Source organism: Bradyrhizobium sp. AUGA SZCCT0158, assembly GCF_018130065.1.
Lineage (GTDB): Bacteria > Pseudomonadota > Alphaproteobacteria > Rhizobiales > Xanthobacteraceae > Bradyrhizobium.
Window position 1 is genome coordinate 304,319 of sequence record NZ_JAFCME010000006.1, and the last position, 15,782, is coordinate 320,100.

Annotated in this window: 16 protein-coding genes, 1 tRNA gene and 1 pseudogene; 9 read left to right on the top strand and 9 right to left on the bottom strand. The window is 59.2% G+C overall.

The features are described 5' to 3' along the window. Positions 1-13: 13 nt before the first annotated feature. Positions 14-1,846 carry a carbamoyltransferase gene (locus JQ574_RS11660; protein WP_212209517.1) on the top strand — a complete coding sequence of 611 codons (1,833 nt, stop codon included), beginning with the start codon at positions 14-16 and terminating at the stop codon, positions 1,844-1,846. Positions 1,847-1,969: 123 nt separating this feature from the next. Then, positions 1,970-2,043 (top strand) — tRNA-Cys (locus tag JQ574_RS11665). Positions 2,044-2,117: 74 nt separating this feature from the next. Here JQ574_RS11665 and JQ574_RS11670 read toward each other — a convergent pair. Beyond that, positions 2,118-2,297 carry a hypothetical protein gene (locus JQ574_RS11670; protein WP_192735848.1) on the bottom strand — a complete coding sequence of 60 codons (180 nt, stop codon included), beginning with the start codon at positions 2,295-2,297 and terminating at the stop codon, positions 2,118-2,120. A 254-nt stretch (positions 2,298-2,551) separates the two neighbouring features. On the opposite strand from JQ574_RS11670, the gene JQ574_RS11675 reads away from it, so the two are divergent. Further along, positions 2,552-2,809 (top strand): hypothetical protein, encoded by a 258-nt coding sequence (locus JQ574_RS11675; RefSeq protein WP_212209518.1) that lies wholly within the window; start codon positions 2,552-2,554, stop codon positions 2,807-2,809. Positions 2,810-2,911: 102 nt separating this feature from the next. Next, positions 2,912-3,838, top strand: coding sequence for an SDR family oxidoreductase (locus JQ574_RS11680; RefSeq protein WP_212209519.1), 927 nt, complete (start codon positions 2,912-2,914; stop codon positions 3,836-3,838). A gap of 15 nt (positions 3,839-3,853) precedes the next feature. Here the strand turns inward: JQ574_RS11680 and JQ574_RS11685 are convergent, their stop codons facing one another. Beyond that, positions 3,854-4,510: a TetR/AcrR family transcriptional regulator gene (locus JQ574_RS11685; protein WP_212209520.1), complete on the bottom strand. Its 657-nt coding sequence runs from the start codon at positions 4,508-4,510 to the stop codon at positions 3,854-3,856. A gap of 101 nt (positions 4,511-4,611) precedes the next feature. Here JQ574_RS11685 and JQ574_RS11690 point away from each other — a divergent pair, with 101 nt between their 5' ends. Next, entirely contained in the window at positions 4,612-5,433 is an 822-nt protein-coding gene (locus tag JQ574_RS11690) for an NmrA family NAD(P)-binding protein (RefSeq protein WP_212209521.1), read from the top strand. A 2-nt stretch (positions 5,434-5,435) separates the two neighbouring features. Next, entirely contained in the window at positions 5,436-5,921 is a 486-nt protein-coding gene (locus JQ574_RS11695; RefSeq protein ID WP_212209522.1) for a DUF1772 domain-containing protein, read from the top strand. A 1,035-nt stretch (positions 5,922-6,956) separates the two neighbouring features. On the opposite strand, the gene JQ574_RS11705 is transcribed toward JQ574_RS11695, so the two are convergent. From JQ574_RS11705 to JQ574_RS11715, 3 genes are all read right to left on the bottom strand, one after another. Beyond that, complete coding sequence (locus JQ574_RS11705) at positions 6,957-7,307, bottom strand: hypothetical protein (RefSeq protein WP_212209524.1); 351 nt, start codon at positions 7,305-7,307, stop codon at positions 6,957-6,959. A 4-nt stretch (positions 7,308-7,311) separates the two neighbouring features. Then, positions 7,312-7,926: a hypothetical protein gene (locus JQ574_RS11710; protein ID WP_212209525.1), complete on the bottom strand. Its 615-nt coding sequence runs from the start codon at positions 7,924-7,926 to the stop codon at positions 7,312-7,314. Positions 7,927-8,034: 108 nt separating this feature from the next. Then, on the bottom strand, positions 8,035-8,937 hold the full coding sequence (locus tag JQ574_RS11715; protein ID WP_212383535.1) for a hypothetical protein: 903 nt from the start codon (positions 8,935-8,937) through the stop codon (positions 8,035-8,037). 827 nt (positions 8,938-9,764) lie between these two features. On the opposite strand from JQ574_RS11715, the gene JQ574_RS35890 reads away from it, so the two are divergent. Further along, the gene (locus JQ574_RS35890; protein WP_409411226.1) at positions 9,765-10,070 is read left to right on the top strand and encodes a Rap1a/Tai family immunity protein; all 306 of its coding nucleotides are present in this window, start codon (positions 9,765-9,767) and stop codon (positions 10,068-10,070) included. Between the two features lie 260 nt (positions 10,071-10,330). Here the strand turns inward: JQ574_RS35890 and JQ574_RS11720 are convergent, their stop codons facing one another. The 3 genes from JQ574_RS11720 to JQ574_RS11730 form a co-directional block, all read right to left on the bottom strand. Next, positions 10,331-10,525 (bottom strand): hypothetical protein, encoded by a 195-nt coding sequence (locus JQ574_RS11720; protein WP_212209527.1) that lies wholly within the window; start codon positions 10,523-10,525, stop codon positions 10,331-10,333. A gap of 180 nt (positions 10,526-10,705) precedes the next feature. After that, a complete protein-coding gene (locus tag JQ574_RS11725) occupies positions 10,706-11,050 on the bottom strand; it encodes a PilZ domain-containing protein (protein ID WP_249119263.1) in 345 nt (114 codons plus the stop codon). After that, the gene (locus JQ574_RS11730; protein WP_212209528.1) at positions 11,010-11,309 is read right to left on the bottom strand and encodes a hypothetical protein; all 300 of its coding nucleotides are present in this window, start codon (positions 11,307-11,309) and stop codon (positions 11,010-11,012) included. The genes JQ574_RS11725 and JQ574_RS11730 overlap by 41 nt, the downstream gene beginning before the upstream one ends. A gap of 669 nt (positions 11,310-11,978) precedes the next feature. Here JQ574_RS11730 and JQ574_RS11735 point away from each other — a divergent pair. Further along, complete coding sequence (locus JQ574_RS11735) at positions 11,979-12,161, top strand: hypothetical protein (RefSeq protein WP_212383536.1); 183 nt, start codon at positions 11,979-11,981, stop codon at positions 12,159-12,161. 298 nt (positions 12,162-12,459) lie between these two features. Here JQ574_RS11735 and JQ574_RS35045 read toward each other — a convergent pair. After that, a pseudogene (locus JQ574_RS35045) lies at positions 12,460-12,651 on the bottom strand (hypothetical protein); the annotation flags it as partial. 898 nt (positions 12,652-13,549) lie between these two features. Between JQ574_RS35045 and JQ574_RS11740 the strand changes: the two are divergent. Beyond that, positions 13,550-15,782: S-layer family protein (locus tag JQ574_RS11740; protein ID WP_212383537.1), on the top strand; the 2,233-nt coding region annotated here is incomplete at its 3' end.

Genomic DNA, 15,782 nt, shown 5'->3' on the forward strand with positions numbered 1-15,782 from the left:
TTTGAGTGGCGGCGTGCGCATTCTCGGCATCTCGGCATTCTACCACGATAGCGCCGCGGCTCTGCTGATGGACGGCAAGATCGTCGCTGCCGCACAGGAAGAGCGTTTCACGCGCAGGAAGCACGATCCGAACTTTCCGGCCGCCGCGATCCGTTATTGCCTGTCGGCGGCGGGCATCAGGGCAAGCGAACTCGACCACGTCGTGTTCTACGAAAAACCGTTCCTCAAATTCGAGCGCCTGCTCGAGACCTACCTTGCATTTGCACCACGGGGCTTTCAGTCGTTCCGGAAGGCGATCCCGGTCTGGCTAAAGGAGAAGCTGTTTCAAAAGCGCCTGCTCCGCGACCATCTCCTGGAGATCGACGGCAGTGTCGATTGGGAAGCCAAACTGCTGTTCGCCGATCATCACCAGAGCCACGCGGCGTCGGCGTTCTTTGCCTCGCCGTTTGCCGAGTCCGCGATCCTGACGCTGGACGGCGTCGGGGAATGGACGACGACGTCGGCCGGCTACGGCAAGGACAATACGCTCGACCTGACGCGCGAGATCAACTTCCCGCACTCGGTGGGGCTGCTTTATTCGGCCTTCACCTATTACACCGGCTTCAGGGTCAATTCCGGCGAGTACAAGGTGATGGGCCTCGCGCCCTACGGCGAGCCGAAATATACCAAACTGATCCTCGACCATCTCGTCGACCTCAAGGACGACGGCAGCTTCCGGCTTGATCTGCAATATTTCGATTATTGCACCGGCCTGACCATGACCAACGGCCGGTTCGACAAGCTGTTCGGCGGCAAACCGCGCGAGCCGTCCGAGCGCCTCGACCAGCGCCACATGGATCTGGCCGCTTCCGTGCAGCAGGTAACGGAAGAGATCGTGCTGCGGCTGACCCGCAGTCTGGCCCGCGAGGGGCAATCGGAGAACCTGTGTCTGGCCGGCGGCGTGGCGCTGAACTGCGTCGCCAACGGAAAAATTCTGCGGGAGCGCACCTTCAAGAACATATGGGTGCAGCCCGCCGCGGGCGACGCCGGCGGCGCGGTGGGCGCCGCGTTGGCGGCGTATTATCAATTTGCCGGCATGCCGCGCGCGACTCCCGCCGGCGATGCCATGGCCGGCGGCTATCTCGGGCCGTCATTCGTGCAAGCCGAGATCGAGCAGCGCCTGGCGCAGGCGGGGGCGGTGTTCACTGCGCTCACCGATGACGCGCTGATCGAAAGCACCGTCAAAGCACTGGTTGCGGAGAAAGCAGTAGGCTGGTTCCAGGGACGGATGGAATTCGGCCCGCGCGCACTTGGGGCGCGGTCGATCCTCGGCGATCCCCGGTCACCGAGGATGCAGAGCTCGCTCAACCTGCGGGTCAAGTTCCGCGAGAGCTTTCGTCCCTTTGCACCGGCCGTGCTGCGCGAGGATGTCGCCGAATGGTTCGAACTCGACGGCGACAGTCCGTACATGCAGATCGTCGCCGATGTGCTGAAAAAGCACCGCCGGCCCGCCAATCCCGGCGATGAAAAGCTGTTCGGCATCGAGCGGCTCAATATCCCGCGCTCGGACATCCCGGCCGTAACGCATGTGGATTATTCGGCGCGGATACAGACCGTGCATGCCGACACCAATGCGCGCTTTCATGCGCTGCTGACGGCCTTCAAGGCCGAAACCGGGTGTCCGGTGCTGGTCAACACCAGCTTCAATGTCCGGGGCGAGCCGATCGTGTGCACGCCGGAAGACGCCTTCCGCTGCTTCATGGGCAGCGATATCGAAGTGCTGGTGATCGGCAATTGCTTCCTGCTCAAGGAAGACCAGCCGGCGTCGCTGAAGCTCGACTACAAGAATGCGTTCGAGCTCGACTGATCGAACGGCGCGGCGGATCGCGAGTTTCAGACATGCACGGATTTGGAGGTTCAGAACTTTGTCGATGGGAAACGAGGAAGGTTGCCTAACCCATTTGCGGGCTGTATTGATCCGCCCCGATGGGGCCACGTGGCGGAGTGGTTACGCAACGGTCTGCAAAACCGTGTACACCAGTTCAATTCTGGTCGTGGCCTCCATCCATATAATCAATAACTTAGGTCGATTATGTGAGAGGCCGGACGAGCCTCAGGCCGTCGTCAGGTCCAAGCGCTCAGCAGGAGGCGTACCAGCCTTCAGGAAACGGAACCAGCGGCCAAGGGGCGCGGTTGTCGTTGGCGGGGCGCGGCGTCCGGCGAAAGGGCAGGGTCTGGGCCACGAAATCATCCTCCGGTATTGGCGCAATGGCCGTTTTCACGGCGTCCAGCAATAGGTCGAACTCAACTTCGCTCATCGCGCTCTCCGGGGTTCCAGAGCGCACGTTCTCAAAACCGGTTTGTTTCCAGATTGAACGGATCGATCCAATTTTATCGATCGGCCAACCACGGCAAACGTAGTTACTAAATGGTTGATTCCCCGAGGGCCACGGTAGACCCGAACGCCCGGCATAAAGTGTGAGAAAAATCACATTCCACGAAAATTATTCCGCGTATTCGGTCGGATGACGTCCGTGCTGTCAAGCCGGACCCGACCAAGGGAGATGCGGACATGAAGACGCACGTGGCGCGAGTTGGAGCGGTACGCAGCCGGGTCCGTCGCGCTTCGATCGTCGGAATGCTCCTCGCGCTGTTCGCAGCAGGGTCGGCTAACGCCCAACAGGGTACGCCCGAGCAACGCCGGGCCTGCACGCCCGACGTCTACCGCCTGTGCGCCGGCGAAATCCCGAACGCGCGCGCCATCACCGCCTGCCTGCGCCGGCAGAAGGGAAGCCTGAGCCCGGCATGTGCGGCGGTGTTCGAGCAGTAGCCCGCTGCTGCACCCCCAGGGCGCGACGCCTGTTCTCTTTACGAAGCGGGATCATTTCCTTAGATGCGATGAAAACTTCGCATTCAGGGAGCGATGCCGTCCATGAAAGCCACTGGATTGAAGGGCCCGCTTGCGGGCAAGGTCGCGCTGGTCGCAGGCGCCACCCGCGGCGCCGGCCGCGGCATTGCCGTCCAATTGGGGGCGGCCGGGGCGACGGTCTACGTGACCGGGCGCACGACGCGACAGGCGCCGTCAGAGATGAACCGGCCGGAGACGATCGAGGAAACCGCTGATCTGGTGAATGCGGCCGGTGGCCATGGCATCGCGGTTCAGGTCGATCATCTCGAACCCACACAGGTGCAGGGCCTGGTCGATCGCATCGCATTCGAGCAGGGCGCCTTGCATATCCTCGTGAACGACATCTGGGGCGCCACCCGGATGGAGTGGAACAAGCCGGTCTGGGAATCCTCTCTCGACTATGGCCTGCGTACGCTCCGCCTCGCCATCGATACCCACGCCATCACCAGCCATTTCGCCGCGCCCTTGCTGATCAAGACACGCGGCGGATTGGTGGTCGAGATGACCGACGGTACCGACGCCTACAACGCCACGAATTACCGGGTCTCGTTCTTCTACGATCTGGCCAAGGCCGCGGTGAACCGCATGGCCTTCGCTTTGGCCCATGAACTGGCGCCGCACGGCGGAGCGGCTGTTGCGCTGACGCCGGGGTGGCTTCGGTCGGAAGCGATGCTCGATGCCTACCGTGTCACTGAAGCGAACTGGCACGACGCCACCAAGGTCCAGCCGCATTTTGCGATATCGGAGAGCCCGGCCTTCGTCGGCCGCGCCGTCACCGCACTTGCCGGTGATCAGGACGTTGCGCGCTGGAATGGAAAATCGCTGTCGAGCGGCGAATTGGCAAAAATATACGGATTTACCGACCTCGACGGCAGCAGGCCCGATGCGTGGCGCTACGTCGTCGAGGTCCAGGACGCCGGCCGGCCCGCCGACGTCACCGGCTATCGCTGACACGACGCGTTCTGGTCACATCTCCAGCGCCGCCAGGTTCTTCGGCAGCATCCGCTTGAACAGCGTCAGCATGCGCGCGGCTTGCTTCGGCTCCAGCGCGATGGCGTGGCGCACGGTGGCTGCGATCAGCGTCATGACCAGCTGCGAAAACGACGCCAGCGCAGGAGAGGGCGCATTCGGCGCGATCCGCCGCAGCGCCTCGTCGAGTAGACCGGCGAGATAGGCGCCGTCTTCCTCGTCGAGTTTTTGTAGCGCCCGGTCGGCCTGGGTGGCTTGCCAGATGTCGCGCATCACAGGTTCGTCGTTGAACATCTGGTAGTAGCTGTCGACAATACGACAGAGCGCCGGATGCAGGTCCCGGGCGCTCTTTACCGACGCCAGATCGCGGCGGACGCAATCTCGGCCAACGGCGTTGTAGCGTTCCGCCAGCGTGCCGATAATCGCGGTCTTGTCGGGGAAGTACTGATAGAGCGAGCCGAAGGCTACGCCGGTCCGCTCGACAATGTCGCTCATCCGGAACGCTTCGCTGCCTTTCTCGGCCATGATTTCCGCCGCACTTTCAAGGATGCGCTCGAACCGCTCCCGGCTGCGCTGCTGCGTCGGAACCAGCCGCGCCAGGCCTTGCGCGCCGGCTTCGGCCGGGTCCGTTCCGGTTTTCTTCCTCGCCGCCATCCGCCACCCCCGTTCAAAAAAACCCTTGACCAATTCAATACGAGAGTTTATCGCATTTAACAAATGCGAGATATCCTCGTGTTTAATGAAAGGGAATTCCGATGTCGCAACTCCCGATCCTGATCATTGGCGGTACCGGCAAAACCGGCGCGCGCGTTGGCGCGCTGCTGCAGGCGCAAGGCGTCGCCACCCGCCCGGTTTCACGCTCCACTTCCGTGCCGTTCGACTGGAATGATCCGCAGACCTGGCCTGCCGCGCTGGACGGCATATCGAGCGCCTATGTCACCTACCAGCCGGATCTGGCGGTGGAGGGATCGACCGAGGCGATCACCGAACTCAGCCGGCTGGCGCGCGAAAACGGGCTGCAGCGCCTCGTGCTGCTGTCGGGCCGCGGCGAGCCCGGCGCGCAACGCGCCGAAGCGGCGTTGCAGGCCTCCGGCGTGCCATGGACCATCGTCCGCGCCAGCTGGTTCAACCAGAATTTCTCGGAAGGCTATCTGCTCGACGGCGTCAAGGCGGGCGAGGTCGCCCTGCCGGCGGGCGCGGTGCTCGAACCCTTCATCGACGCCGACGATATTGCCGACGTGGTGGTAGCGGCGCTCAACGACGAGCGTCACGCCGGCAAGCTCTATGAAGTGACGGGCCCGCGCGCGCTCTCTTTTGCACAAGCCGTGACCGAGATATCGACCGCCGCCGGCCGGCCGATCGGATACCGGCAGATCTCGCCGGAAGCGTTTGCCGCCGGCATGCGGCCGTTCGTCCCCGAAGAGATCATCGCTCTCATGAACGAACTCTTCACCGTCGTGCTCGACGGGCGCAACAGCCGCATTGCCGATGGCGTCGAGCAGGCGCTCGGCCGTCCGGCCCGCGATTTTGCCGATTATGCCGGCAGGGTGGCTGCGACCGGCGTCTGGAGGGGATGACCATGCTTCAATCTGCTATCACCGGATTGCTGTGGTTTTCCGCCATCGGCTGCGGATTGCTCGCGGGACTCTACTTCGCCTTCTCCACCTTCATCATGACGGCGCTCGGCCGCATCGGTCAGGTGGCAGGCATCACGGCGATGAACGCCGTCAACGCCGTGATCGTGCAGTCGCTGTTCATGCCGCTCTTCCTGGGGACCACGCTTGCGAGCCTGCTGCTGGCGGTTGCAGGCCTGCTTCGTTGGGGCGAGCCAGGCGCGATCGCGATGCTGGCCGGCGGCGTGCTCTATGTGATCGGCATGTTCGTATGCACGGCCGTCTTCAACGTGCCCTTGAACAACGCGCTGGCCGCCGTCGATCCCGCAAGTACCGAGGCCGCACCGCTATGGGCGCGCTATCTGACCGACTGGACGCTGTGGAACCATGTCCGGACGATTGCATCCACCGCGGCCTGTGCGCTGTTCATCTGGGCGATCGCGGTGAGATAGGGCGACACGCGCCATCGGTGCGCCGCGGCGTTCATTCGACCTTTGGACAGTCGTCAACTCTCTGGAGCTTCGACAGGGTTGGAGGCATATTGTTGCCAACCGCCATTAACGGCGGAAATGACAGAGGGCGTCGCATGAGGATTTTCCCGATACTCGCGATCGGTTTGGCTCTGGCACTTGGCGCATGCGGCAGGGATCCTGGGCCCAAGGGTGATGCAGGTCCGCAGGGGCCGGCCGGGCCTCAAGGGGCGCAAGGCGTGCAGGGTATCGCGGGAGCGCAGGGCCAGGCTGGCGCACAAGGGCCTCAAGGCCCTCAGGGCGCGCCGGGTCCCAAGGGCGAGGCGGGTCCAAAGGGCGAGCTCGGCCCCAAGGGTGAACCGGGTCCCAAGGGTGACACCGGTGACAAGGGTCCCAAGGGCGACAAGGGTGAGGCAGGCGTCGCCGTTCGAGCCGTTCAGGCCGACGGGTCGGTAAGCTGCGAATCGACGGAAACGTTGGTGTCTGTGTTCTGCCCGGGTGGCGGTGCCGCTGATGGCGCCAAATGCGGGACCGCCCCGACCGTCGGTTTGTGCCTGCGAAAGCCGTAAGCCAAACCGGACTCTGATTGCGAACTATGATTTTCGCGCGCGCCGGTTCACCCGGCGGCTTCGATCTGGCTGATCTCGGTGAGGCCATCTCAGCGCGGATGAACGGTCGCTGCGCAAAGGCGAGATTGGATGCTGGCTCCCTGTCCGAAGGCGCTCACTCCAAATCAATTTCGCGAGCAGAAAGAACTCTCTAGGATTGTTCGCAATCTCGATCATAAAGTGTTTCGGGTTGCTGCGATACCACCAACGCCGTTGCCGTGAGCTGTCGAGGGATGCGCGTCGTGCTCTACTGAGCCACAATTAGACAGATCCCTCTTTTGGTGGCACCACGTTAATCGTTCATGTGTTTTTCGCCTTGGCCGGCCCTATTGAAACTCCGTAAGTGACTGTTTTAACACTGCTATCGCAATTGGGTTCGTTCTGCCTATTTGGAAGATATCTTTCCAGACTAACCAGGCGGCTTTTTCACCTTTGAATGGGCGCGTTGCGCGTAACGTTCGAGCGCCGCGAGTTGCCGAATACGCGCATCGAGCTTGCCAGAGTCGGTCAGCTCTAACAGCTCACCGATTTGGTTGAATACCTTTGCACGTTCAATTTCGATTTGTCGGAGGCGCTGATACATCTCATCCAACAGCGGAGCATCGACGTCGAAAGGGCCGATCGTTCTATTGATCGTCACCGCTGCCAAGCCGTGGCGAAGCGCGTTCATTCGCGAACGCGCCTTGCCTTCTTGGGTTTTCGGACCGCGGCTTTTAGCGGCGTTGCGCCGGTTTGCAAGGAGTTGCCGAGGCGATGCCATGACTCTACTTTTTGGCCCCCGACTCCTGGTCCGGAGTCTTCGCCGCAATGGCGTTAGTCGTCGCCGAGCGCAATGCCTCAGCAGTTCCGCTGGAGGACTCCTCTAACTCCTTCAAGAACCGGTCCAAACGCTTTTGTGCTGAGACGATCAAGCGATCGATTGTTGCCAACGCCGGCAACGCCCGCTGGAAAGCTTCAACATCGAGAGCATTTTGTGGATAGCCGGCGTTCTCGATCATCTTAGCCATGCCGGGCCGGGAGGCGGGGTCAGCGAACCATCTCGTGGCCTTCTGGTCCGCGTCAATCATCACGGCAGCCTCGGCACCTGGGATGGCTGCGCCCTCGTGAGTTTTGCTTAGCAGCGAGACCAGTGCTGATCGTCGATGGCTGCGTAGGACACCCACCTTCATATCTTGGTAGCGCAAGATATCCCAAGTCAGGACCGTGGCTTGGTACACTGCCATGAGATCGCGATCTGTCCGCGGCTTTCCGTAGGCCTCGAGGCTTTCAAACAGTTGAATGAAATCCTCTCGCTTTTCGTTGGGTAGCAGGGGTGGGTTGGCGAGAAGGCGTAGTACGACAAGCAGCATATAATTTTTGTCGTCGGGCAGTTCGGTCATAATCAATTCCTCTATGCACTGCACGGAATGTGCGGGCATTGGAGGGAAACATATTCCTGAGGGATTCTGCGGCCCAGGTTATGGGAACAATTGGGTAGGGAGTTGCTGTCATGCCCGCGGAAAATTCTCGGTAACGAGCCTAACTATGGTGTCGACGGTTACCGGTGCGCGTCGCCGTTCGCTGAGGTATCGCTGCAGTGGTTTCAAAACGAGCCCAAGAAAATCATAGAAGGGGCCTCCTTCAACGTACCCGACCTCGCCTTCACGCATGACCGGCTGTTGACTACGGCGAATTGGCTGGCCGCTGCCGCGAAAGATCTCGCCCAATCGGTCTGCGAGAATTTGGTCGGCAAGATTGTAGGGCCGCCCGAGCTTGCGTGATTCTTGAATGGTCGCGATAGCGGCGAGAGCTGCCTTCGCAATATTCGCCTCTGTCGGTTGCTCGACCTCTCCGGTAAAACGGGAAACCTGGTCTCCCCATACATCACGCCAATGGGTTCCTAAGGGCTCCTCGCCGCGCTGATAATCGCACGCGATCGCCCATTCGACAGCGGCCGGCAGCGTACGCTTGGAGAACAGGCTTGGGTTTTTCGCAACCTTCAGCAATGTGGCCACGAGCACGGCCGTGTTCAAGAGCCCAGAGGCCTCGGCCGCTTCAGCCAGCGCGCCGGCTACTTGCCGCAATTCCTCTTCTTCATCTTCCGTTAGGAAGCGGCATAGCTCTACGATCTCCTTTTGCACTATGGCGACGAGCAAGGCGAGGGTCATGAGACCATACGCCCCCGCGGCTTGCATCAGCGCACCGACTTTCTGACCCAGTTCCTCTTCTTCGTCTTTCGTTAGGAAACAACTCGAAACTATGTCGGGTGGCAGCAGATCATGGCGCTCGTAAAACCGAAGGACGGTAAGAATCGGAGACCGATTACGGCAGAGATCCTTGTACATTTCATCGGAGGCGGCTCCCCATGCAGACGGTGATTCAGTCAGCTGCGGCTTTGCTGAAGTGGGCATCCATACTTTCCAAAAATTCGGAAAAATCTTTGGGCACACGCTGTTCGCCGATTGGGGCGACTTTAGCATGCGAGTCCGGTTATCCCCCAGAATATCTGGAGGGTCTGCCGGGGATGGATGCAGAGAGGCTATTCCAAGTAACGGATTTTCGTTCGCTGGGGAACGGATAAGGCGCCCACTAACGGCATTTTTTGCCATTTCGATCGTGGTCGACATCACCCGTTTGCGCGAAAACTACCCTTTATACTCGGACCAGGTTTGCGCCCCGCACTCGCACTTGAACAAACGGACGGTACGGCCAGTAAGTGAATCCAGCATCGATTGAACTATGGCGAGCTTCTTACCGCACCGGTGGCACGAACATATTGGGTTGGGATCGAAGCTATCAAAAACTTCCTTTTTAAACTCGCCGCTCATCGTGCGCCTGCCTCGCTATCGGACGACTCAGCTAGGTTACAAAGTGAACCATTGGTTCCATAAAGCCCAATAACGCAAGATCTGACTGCCAACCCGGCCGTATCGTTTTTGGCTAGCTCGCCCTAACCGGCGGGGCTTTTTGTCTGCCCATTGCCTTGGGGGCCTATTCTAACGGGTAAGGCTCAGCCCACAGGGCTTCGCTTCGCTCGTCTAGAGGGACGGTCCCGACGCTGGTCCGCCGGGGAGACAGAGCCGAACGTTGCGAGGAACGAATGTGCGATGATCCCGGTTTAGGGGGTATACGGTATGCTTTCACGACAGGGGACTGGTTCAGCATGGCAGAGCGTCTTATCCCAGGCACAGCCCTATCAAAACTAAGCCTGTGCGGAATTGCTATCATCGCGGCCCTGATGTTGAGCGGTGGATCGGTACGTGCCCTCGATGCCAATTATAATACAGCGAACACTCTCATGCCCGGGTGCCGATTAGCCCTAATACCGACTGCCAGTAATGACCCTTTTGACCAAGGATTTTGCATGGGTTTGGTCTACGGAATAATCTTCAATTCAGATGCATGCATCCCAACTTCCGTCACGCGGGCGCAAGCGGTACGAGCCGTCGTGCAATACATCGATGCCCAACCAGCGAGAATACACGAAAGTTTTGCCAAATTAGCCGATGCGGCCATAACGGCCACATGGCCGTGCAAGCCTTAGAGTCCATGCTCGAAGGAGTGAACCTCTTTTCGTGGCCGCGAGATCCACGGAACTCCAGCGCTTTAATTGCGGCCGACGCGGTTGTTTGAAATACAATCCCACTTCCCCAAGAACGTGTCTGCGGCCATCTTTTCAGCGTGTGTTTGGCACTAACCACATGCCCAGCTGGCAGAGTACCGGCCCGAGACCGCATTCGCTTCGCCCTCAGGCACCTAGAGGAGCTTAGCTGATATGGACATGGGTTGGCCTCCGCTCTCAACCTAGCGCGGCCTGTTGTTAATTTCCTCGATGGCGACCTGCAGAAAGCGTGCGATGTGCTCCGGCGTGGCGCCCATCGAATAAAACTTCTCAACTGTCTCGACCATGATTGGGATCATTTTAGCCGTCAGGTCCATGCGGGCCGTTTTTTCCTGCTGCGCTTTTAGCTTGTCTCCAAGGTTCACGATGTCAGCCAATAAAACCTCCTACGCGAGAATGTTCATGCAACCGTTTTTGAGGATAGCGCGACCGCGGCAAGTGTCACTAAATTTTGACCGGCCTTATTTTGGCAGCCAAGCCTTTTGACGTGATGCGGTATGCGACGTTGTTCCCGTCGCCCCTGCGTTCGATCCAGCCGTTACCAAGCAGCTTCGATATTAGTTTCGAGCTGTTCGGCAAACTCGCCGCACGCTGCCAATTAGTGTCACGCAAATACTGTAGAAACTGCCGTTCTCGATGCGTGATTGCAGCTGCTCTTTGACCTCAAACTCGACGCCGATCCGGTTCTGTTTGATCCAAACAATCCTGCAGGTCCGAACGATCCGATCTCGCTCGGTCATTAATTGGAAGCAATTCGGGATAAACGAGGCGTCGGGAACATCCAGGGCAGCACCGTCATCGGACATATTTGCAATTCGACACCGCGTGCTCGAGCCCGATGCGGAAATGTAGGCCATTTCATCAACGTCCGTCCGCAGGGTCTTTCTTCGCTCGTCGATCATCGAGGTAATTCAGCGGAACGACACGCCAAGGCGCGTTCCTTTCCGCCATACGACGGTGCAGGAATAGATTTTCTTTTTTCGAACTGAACTGATCGGGAACAATACTTCGGGCGGCTGCATCCAACGCAGCGCCGATTTCCGAAAGATTGCGGATAACGCAGGGGACAGAAAAGTCGCCGTACCTGATCAAACCGCTATCAAGAACTTTGCGGCGCGGCGTGCTGCGTGCGTCGGTATCGGCTGTTGCGATGGTTGGCATCAGCTCACCTGTGAAAACTTATTGTTAACGGTGGGCCCAATCCGTAAAGCGTCCGTAAAGCGGGCTGGAAACTTAAAGACGCGCTTAAAGTTTGGCTAACGCGCCGGTCAGCCTAGGTTCGCTTTTGAAGAAGACGAGCCAAATGTCAAATATACCGTTAGGCAGATATGATCTGCATCCCTTGTCGCTTATCCCAGTACGGGGCTGATTGCAGTCCGCCAGGTACTGGCCTGTTTCTGCCTTTAGTGGCGGAGCGTTGCCATGTCGCATTCCCCGCGCCGCACATGTAGCGTTATTGTTCTAAGCGACCGTCTCTCGCAGAAGCGGCTGCCTGGCCTCACTGTAGAAGAGACCATCGAGTTTAATCTGTTGGATGCGACTCCTCCATTTGACGAAAGGGGCAATCTCGCCTGGTGGTTCGAGGGGCAACCGACCAACGATAGCGAGAGGCGTTGGCTTGAGCTCTACTGCAAGATGATGCCCAGCAAGAGGTAAGGAACTGTACTATACTCGCTTCGCTTCGATGGCTTGGCGGTCCCCCTTAGGAGTGGAGAGTACATTCAAGCGTGATGTCTTGTGTGACCTGCAACACAGCCGAGAGGAATGCAGCCGGTTACGCCTTAGGCCACGGATTTGGAGGGATGGCCTTCCGAGCAACAGGAGACAGGCATGACCAAACTCAACAGCAAAATTTTCGACGAAATGTCGTTTGACGAGCTCGATCAGGCCAGCGGCGGCAGAGGCGTCATCGACATAATCGTCGATGCGTACCTAGCTGCTGTGGGTAAGAATTTGATGGACGCCGTACACCCGCCGGCGCCGAAGCAGACGATGAGCATGCACATGCGGTAAATGCCGTACGCAAATAGGGCTAAGAGGCCGCCTCATCTGGCGGCCTCTTTCATTTATTCGATGTGGTCTACATCTGTCGGCACTTTTCGGACCTCACGATCATCGGGGCGGGCGGACCGAACCGGATTCAACCCGGCTTTCCTGGCCGAACTTAACCAAGCCCCGCGTTCGCCTCAGGGTTGCCGGTACTCGGGCTGTGCGGTCAGTATTGAGAATCATGAGATACCGGTAGGGTTCAGAAAATAGCCAAAACGGCACGGCATGGTAGGCAGCTATTTGACGAGCAACGGATGCGGCGCTAACCGTTATGGCTCTTCGTCCAAAGGTTCTGTGAGACCGCAATCGGGTCGATCGAGACTCTCGACCACCAAGCTCGTTCGTCCCCAAACCGGTGATTGTCTCGGTGATGGGCGCGGCACAGCGGCACCGTGAATTCGTCGCTGACCTTCCTACCCAGCGCCTGTGGTTGTGCGAACCTCACATGGTGGGCGTGACGAAGTTTAATCTTCGCTTATTGCAAGGAAAGCGAATCCCTCGCCGTTTGGCAATTCCCGGAGGAGCCCGCAGATAATCTGGCACGTACAAGCTGTGCCGCTCTCAATCACTATTTCGAGGTACCTCTTCTCGCCGCTTGATGTCCGTAGTCTTACGGTCTCTCAATCTTAGAAAGAGCTTTGACTTCTAACCGGATGAATCATAACCAATTTTGCGACGCTATCGATTCATAGTTAAATCAATCTATGTGGCGTTGCATATGGACGGTAATTAGAATTTGCGGCAAGTTGCACTCATTGAGTTAAGGGACGGCCTCGCGAATAGCAGCACGAATGAATGACGTCTGCGACTTTGTCTCTGATCAAATCAAGAGACGCGACAAAAAAATTTCGAACATGCGCGGTCCTTCTGGGACTCGACATGAATAGGGCAGGGATTATGGCGTTCGGAGTAATTTCACAATAGTTCCAGATTCTCTCCAGTGTCAGCGCGTTTGCGTTGATCGCGTGCCGAAAATCGGCGGTGTCTTGTGAGTTGCTTTTCGAGTGCGATCGCACCTGCTCTGCGTTAGCAGAGGAGTGAGCCGTGGGTCGTGTTGCGTTTACAAAAAAGGCAGAGCCGGTCGACTGGTTCGAGATCGAATCGCGTCGCCAGGAAATTTCAGGTTTTTGCCGTTTTTCTAGTTATCCGATCGGACCGTCGATCGCTCCAACAAATGATCCACCGGCATTCGCTTCAGACGACTCCGTCGTTTCGTTGCCGTCTCATCAAGATGTCCTTCGAAATTGCCAGGCCGCAACCGCGACATCCAACTTGTCGCAGGGGCAAACCACCCGTTAGTCGCGCGAATTTTCACAAGCAGAATTTTTCACGAACTCGATATTGGAGCATCAATGGCAAGCGCCAGCGGCACCACCACCCTCACAGGCACCAGTGGCAGCGACAATTACGTCGGCGGGTCCGGCAACGACACGTTATCGGGCGGCGCTGGCAGCGATCGCCTCAACGGCGGATCAGGGGCCGATACGCTTGATGGCGGCAGTGGTTTCGACACCGTCCTTGGTGGGTCAGGCGCGGATACGCTCATCTATCGCGCGTGGGAGAACCAATACAAGATCGGTAGCCAAGTCTACGGCGTAGGGACAACGGCCACACAAACCGCCTTCTCCGGCTACGACATCTACGACGGCGGAAACGGCAATGCTGCCCAGGGCACAGCCGAAATCGATAAGCTCGTTATCTATTTGAGCAACGCGCAACTAGCCAGCTCCGCGTTTATGACTGCGTTTAATAATGACATGGCTAACTTTCAGGCCTTCATTATCGCCAACTCAAATCCAAACACCGGCCAAGCAGGCCAGGCAGAATTTACGTTTACGAGTATCAATCTCAAAGTCTCCGCGATCGAGCAGGTTACTTTCGCGGTCGATCCCACGTCTCCGGTTGGCGTCAACGATACCAACGGGCTCGATCTTGTCCGAGAGGCCGGCGTGGGCCCGGGTAATACGCCGTTTGCCGGCGATTCTTCGGCCATAGGCAATGTGCTCACTAATGATACGGATTCTGACAACGGCCAGGCGTCGCTCGTGGTGTCCGCAGTGCGAACCGGACCAGAATCCGGCTCGGGAACTGGCGGCACCGTAGGGACTGCACTGGTAGGCACTTACGGCTCACTAACTCTGAACGCCAATGGCACCTGGACTTACACCCTTAGCAACAGCGACGCCGACACCAACGCATTGGCTGACGGGGTTACGGTCACGGAGGTGTTTACGTACACCGTGCGCGATCCTAACGGGCTTACGGATACCGCGCAGCTGACCATCACGATCACCGGCACCAACGACATTGTCAGCATCACCAGCGGTGCGCAGAGCGGCACGGTGGTCGAGGATGCGCTCACCACACCGAATCCGTCCGACTCGCTCAACGCCAGCGGTACCATCAGCTTCACCGACGTCGACCTCAGCGACGGGCACACGGCGTCGTTTGTTGCAGCTCCAGCCAACGCAACGTCGCTCGGAACATTCGCGCTTGGTGCGGTGAGTGAGGCCGCCAATGCGGCCAACGGCTCGGTCGGTTGGAGTTATGCGCTCAACAACAGCGCGTCGCAGTACCTGGCCGACGGCCAGAGCGTCTCCGAGACTTACACGGTCACGGTGAATGACGGCCGTGGTTCGACGACCACCCAGAACGTAGTCATCACCATCACCGGCAGCAACGACGTTGTCAGCGTCACCAGCGGTGTGCAGAGCGGCACGGTGGTCGAGGATGCGCCCACCACGCCGAATCCGTCCGACTCGCTCAACGCCAATGGCACCATTAGTTTCACCGATGTCGACCTCAGCGACGGGCACACGGTGTCATTTGTTGCAGCTCCTGCCAACACGACGTCGCTCGGAACCTTCGCGCTTGGTGCGGTGAGTGAGGCCGCCAATGCGGCCAACGGCTCGGTCGGTTGGAGTTATGCGCTCAACAACAGCGCATCGCAGTACCTGGCCGACGGCCAGAGCGTCTCCGAGACTTACACGGTCACGGTGAATGACGGTCATGGTTCGACCACCACGCAGGATGTGGTGATCACCATCAACGGCACCAATGATGCGCCGACGGTTGACGCGACGGCGGCCTCGGCGATCACCGAGGCGGGCGATGCCAGCGCGCAGGACCTCAGCCAGTCCGGCACGGTGAGCTTTGACGACATCGACACCAACGACGTGGTGGACATCAGCTATGCCGCCAACGGCGACATCGCCTGGAGCAACGGCACGATCGACCCGGCGCTGGCGGCGCAATTGGTGGCGGGCTTTGCCACCAGCGCGACCGACGCGGCGGCCCCGGGCGACACGCCGTGGACCTACACGGTCAACGACGCCAACCTCGACTTCCTGTCGTCGGGCGAAACCATCACCTTCTCCTACACGGTGACGGCGACCGACAGCACCGGCGCGACCGCGACCGACACGGTCAGCTTCACCATCAACGGCACCAATGATGCGCCGACGGTTGACGCGACGGCGGCCTCGGCGATCACCGAGGCGGGCGATGCCAGCGCGCAGGACCTCAGCCAGTCCGGCACGGTGAGCTTTGACGACATCGACACCAACGACGTGGTGGACATCAGCT

Excerpts from the sequence above, each read along its gene's own strand:
- JQ574_RS11670 (WP_192735848.1), bottom strand. The coding sequence starts at position 2,297 with ATGAGCGAAGTTGAGTTCGACCTATTGCTGGACGCCGTGAAAACGGCC.
- JQ574_RS11675 (WP_212209518.1), top strand. The coding sequence starts at position 2,552 with ATGAAGACGCACGTGGCGCGAGTTGGAGCGGTACGCAGCCGGGTCCGT.
- JQ574_RS11680 (WP_212209519.1), top strand. The coding sequence starts at position 2,912 with ATGAAAGCCACTGGATTGAAGGGCCCGCTTGCGGGCAAGGTCGCGCTG.
- JQ574_RS11685 (WP_212209520.1), bottom strand. The coding sequence starts at position 4,510 with ATGGCGGCGAGGAAGAAAACCGGAACGGACCCGGCCGAAGCCGGCGCG.
- JQ574_RS11690 (WP_212209521.1), top strand. The coding sequence starts at position 4,612 with ATGTCGCAACTCCCGATCCTGATCATTGGCGGTACCGGCAAAACCGGC.
- JQ574_RS11695 (WP_212209522.1), top strand. The coding sequence starts at position 5,436 with ATGCTTCAATCTGCTATCACCGGATTGCTGTGGTTTTCCGCCATCGGC.
- JQ574_RS11705 (WP_212209524.1), bottom strand. The coding sequence starts at position 7,307 with ATGGCATCGCCTCGGCAACTCCTTGCAAACCGGCGCAACGCCGCTAAA.
- JQ574_RS11710 (WP_212209525.1), bottom strand. The coding sequence starts at position 7,926 with ATGACCGAACTGCCCGACGACAAAAATTATATGCTGCTTGTCGTACTA.
- JQ574_RS11715 (WP_212383535.1), bottom strand. The coding sequence starts at position 8,937 with ATGCCCACTTCAGCAAAGCCGCAGCTGACTGAATCACCGTCTGCATGG.
- JQ574_RS35890 (WP_409411226.1), top strand. The coding sequence starts at position 9,765 with ATGTTGAGCGGTGGATCGGTACGTGCCCTCGATGCCAATTATAATACA.
- JQ574_RS11725 (WP_249119263.1), bottom strand. The coding sequence starts at position 11,050 with ATGATCGACGAGCGAAGAAAGACCCTGCGGACGGACGTTGATGAAATG.
- JQ574_RS11730 (WP_212209528.1), bottom strand. The coding sequence starts at position 11,309 with ATGCCAACCATCGCAACAGCCGATACCGACGCACGCAGCACGCCGCGC.
- JQ574_RS11735 (WP_212383536.1), top strand. The coding sequence starts at position 11,979 with ATGACCAAACTCAACAGCAAAATTTTCGACGAAATGTCGTTTGACGAG.